Origin of the sequence: Caldicoprobacter sp. (assembly GCF_047459465.1) — a bacterium.
GTDB lineage: Bacteria > Bacillota > Clostridia > Caldicoprobacterales > Caldicoprobacteraceae > Caldicoprobacter.
Window position 1 is genome coordinate 1 of the sequence record NZ_VSCO01000166.1, and the last position, 3,545, is coordinate 3,545.

Below are 3,545 nucleotides of genomic sequence, written 5' to 3' on the forward strand. Positions count from 1 at the left end.
CAGGTTTAACAATAGCTTGTTAGGTTTGTGTTATTTTTATTGTCCTATTTGAAATAAAATTTCATCTATGAATTAGAAAATTGGAGATGGATTGCGGTTCAAAATATAAATACCTTGAAGTAGCTGGGCGAGTTTATTGTTCAGATAGCCCAAACTTTTTCACAAAGGCACCACTTTTGTAGATGATTAATTGTTTATATTATTAATATTACATGGAGAAAAGGAGGAATGTTATGCCATGAAAACTTTAAATTTACTGGCATTTGACTTTGGAGCCAGCAGTGGAAGGGCTATTTTAGGGCGCTTTGACGGCAAAAAGCTATCGATTGAGGAAATACACCGCTTTTCCAATGATCCGGTAAAAATTAGGGAACATACATACTGGGACATACTGAGGCTTTTTTGGGAAATAAAGCAAGGATTGCTAAAATTTGCCCACAATGTTGATGGCCAGCTATCCTCGATAGGCATCGATACCTGGGGAGTGGATTTCGGCCTTTTAGATTCGTCGGGAGAACTGCTGGGGAATCCATACCATTATCGTGATAGCCAGACCGAAGGTATGATGGAAAAAGCCTTTGCGGTTGTACCCAAAGAGCAAATTTACAATTATACTGGCATAGCATTTCAAAAGTTCAATACCATTTACCAGCTTCTTGCCCTTAAGGAGAGAAACTCCCCTATTTTAGAAAAAGCCGATACGCTGTTGCTTATGCCTGATTTACTCGCTTATTTTCTGACGGGCGAAAAATCCACTGAGTATACCAATGCTTCTACCAGCCAGCTTGTTGAGGCACGCAGCAGAACCTGGTGCACTGAACTCATGAAGGCATTGGGCTTACCCGATAACATATTTACCACCATACAGCAGCCCGGAACGGTAAGAGGTAATATTTCCCCATCTATAGCCGAGGAGCTAAATATAGGTAGGGTACCGGTAGTAGCAGTGGCTACCCACGATACCGGTTCAGCCGTAGTAGCTGTTCCTGCCATAGAGGAAGACTATGTATATTTGAGCAGTGGCACATGGTCCTTGATGGGGGTAGAGGTGAAGGAACCCATCATAAATGAGCAGGCGCTGCAGTGGAATTATACCAACGAGGGCGGAGCTGAGAACACCTATAGATTTTTGAAGAACATCATGGGGCTCTGGATCATTCAGGAATGCAAGCGTGTATGGGATCGTCAGGGCGAGGTTTATAGCTTTGCGCAGCTTGAAGAGATGGCAAGGAATAGCCAGCCCTTTAAGGCATTTATCGATCCTGACTGTGATGATTTTTATGCTCCCAGCAATATGCCGCAGGCCATTCAAAACTTCTGTAGCAGGACCGGGCAAGAGGTGCCTCAGACCAAGGGCGAAATTTTGCGCTGCGTCTATGAGAGCCTTGCCTTGAAGTACCGCTGGACCATCGAAAGGCTGGAAAAGATTTTAAAGAAGCCCCTTAAGGTTCTCCACATAGTAGGCGGTGGGACCAAGGATAAGCTGCTCAATCAGTTTACCGCCAATGCCATAAATAAGCCTGTGATTTGCGGACCTACAGAGGCAACCGCTATAGGCAATCTGATGATGCAGGCCAAAGCTCTAGGTGAAGTGTCCAACCTTCATGAAATTAGGCAGGTTATCAGGGATTCTTTTCCAACGGTAGATTACCTGCCTCAAGATGTGGAGGTATGGGATGAGGCTTATGAAAGGTTCTTGAAAGTTTTATAATATGAAGGGAGGGTAGTTTGATGGGTACTAGTCAAAATATTGGTGCTAAGGTGTGGTACATACCAGATTGTTATTATCCCCCCATAAGCAGCCCAGGGCATTATGTGAGCCACGAAGCGGTATGCGTCCTCAATCCAGGAAAGGAAGATGCTCATATAACCCTCACGTTGTATTTCGAAGATCGGGAACCCATGAGGGGGTTTCATGCTGTGTGCAGAGCTGAGCGTACCAACCATATACGCCTCGACAAGATAAAGGACGTAAATGGTAACGGAGTGCCCCAGGGTGTGCCTTATGCCATAATGGTGGAGAGCGACCAGCCCATAATAGTTCAATATTCCAGGCTGGATACCACACAGGCGGAGATGGCTTTGATGACCACCATAGCGTATCCCGTTAAGTGACTTTGATTTTTTGATTTTTTGAAATTTCCATGGACGAAGTGTAGGTTTGGAAAACGCATTTTATATGCACAGATGCTTATTATGAAAGTGAAAAAGGTCCACTACTATAGAATTGTAAAACTATTTTTAATAGAAAGGAGAATGGGAGTATGACAAGAGATCAAATGTATGTCTTGTGGGAGCAGAGGCAGAAAGATAGGGGTATAGATGTAGAATGGGTAAAGGAGAGGCTCAAAAGCTTTAAAGTTGAGACTCCTTCCTGGGGATATGGAGATTCGGGCACAAGGTTTAAGGTTTTCAAGCAGAGGGGAGTACCCAGAGACCTGTTTGAAAAGCTGGAAGATGCCGCTCAGGTGCACAAGTTCACTGGGATGTGCCCTACCGTGGCTATCCACATCCCATGGGATAAAGTGGATGATTTTGAAAAGGTTAAGGAGTATGCAGCCGGCCTTGGGCTCAAGATTGGAGCAGTCAACCCTAACTTATTTCAGGAAGATGATTATAAATTTGGAAGCCTTACCAATGTTGACCCTGCTATAAGGAGAAAGGCCATAGATCATATCATGGAATGCATAGAGATTGCGCGGAAGGTGGATTCCAAGATAATCAGCCTGTGGCTTGCTGACGGAACCAATTATCCCGGACAGGGGGATATGCGCGCACGCAAGAACTGGCTTGAAGAGGCGCTGTTTGAGGTGGTCAACGCCATGGACAGCGATATGAGGCTTTTAATTGAATATAAATTTTTCGAGCCAGCCTTTTACCATACCGATATAGCCGATTGGGGGATGGCTTATGCATTTGCTATGAAGCTTGGTGAAAAGGCTCAGGTGCTGGTGGACCTGGGACATCATCCGCTGGGGACCAACGTAGAACACATTGTGGCCTTCCTGTTGGATGAAGGTAAGATCGGTGGTTTCCATTTTAACAACAAGAAATATGCCGATGACGATTTGATCGTTGGTTCCATCAATCCCTATGAGCTGTTCCTGATCTTCAACGAGCTGGTGGCCGGTAGCCTTGATCCCAAGACGGCTAAGACGGCCGAGAACATAGCCTATATGATTGACCAAAGCCACAACATAGAGCCCAAGATACCTGCCATGATCCGCTCGGTATTGAACGTACAGACGGCATACGCCAAGGCTTTGCTGGTAAACCGCCAGGTATTGAAGGAGGCGCAAATGCGCAATGACGTGATGGCAGCGGAGGCTGCAGTGCGTGAAGCCTTTGAATGTGATGTAACGCCTTTGCTTGAGGTCGTACGCGAAGAAATGGGCTTAGCGCCTGATCCCATGAAGGCTTATCTGGAAAGCGGCTATGGAGAGAAGATTTTGGAAAGGGGCATAGGCGGAAAAGGCTGGGAGTAAAGGGTTATTACCTGTGGACATCAGCAATTTACAGCTGGCCTTGCTGATGGATGAAGCAGG

The 3,545-nt window shown here is 45.6% G+C and carries 3 protein-coding genes; all 3 read left to right on the plus strand.

The window, feature by feature from the left end; all coding sequences use genetic code 11:
* The first annotated feature begins 238 nt into the window (after nt 1-238).
* Nucleotides 239-1,711, plus strand: coding sequence for a rhamnulokinase (gene rhaB / locus FWJ59_RS08670; protein ID WP_414481545.1), 1,473 nt, complete (start codon nt 239-241; stop codon nt 1,709-1,711).
* 20 nt (nt 1,712-1,731) lie between these two features.
* Complete coding sequence (locus FWJ59_RS08675) at nt 1,732-2,115, plus strand: sensory rhodopsin transducer (RefSeq protein ID WP_414481546.1); 384 nt, start codon at nt 1,732-1,734, stop codon at nt 2,113-2,115.
* 149 nt (nt 2,116-2,264) lie between these two features.
* Nucleotides 2,265-3,485 carry an L-rhamnose isomerase gene (gene rhaI / locus FWJ59_RS08680; protein WP_414481547.1) on the plus strand — a complete coding sequence of 407 codons (1,221 nt, stop codon included), beginning with the start codon at nt 2,265-2,267 and terminating at the stop codon, nt 3,483-3,485.
* Nucleotides 3,486-3,545 lie beyond the last annotated feature (60 nt).

Coding starts and splice junctions, on each gene's coding strand:
- rhaB (WP_414481545.1), top strand. CDS start 239: ATGAAAACTTTAAATTTACTGGCATTTGACTTTGGAGCCAGCAGTGGA.
- FWJ59_RS08675 (WP_414481546.1), top strand. CDS start 1,732: ATGGGTACTAGTCAAAATATTGGTGCTAAGGTGTGGTACATACCAGAT.
- rhaI (WP_414481547.1), top strand. CDS start 2,265: ATGACAAGAGATCAAATGTATGTCTTGTGGGAGCAGAGGCAGAAAGAT.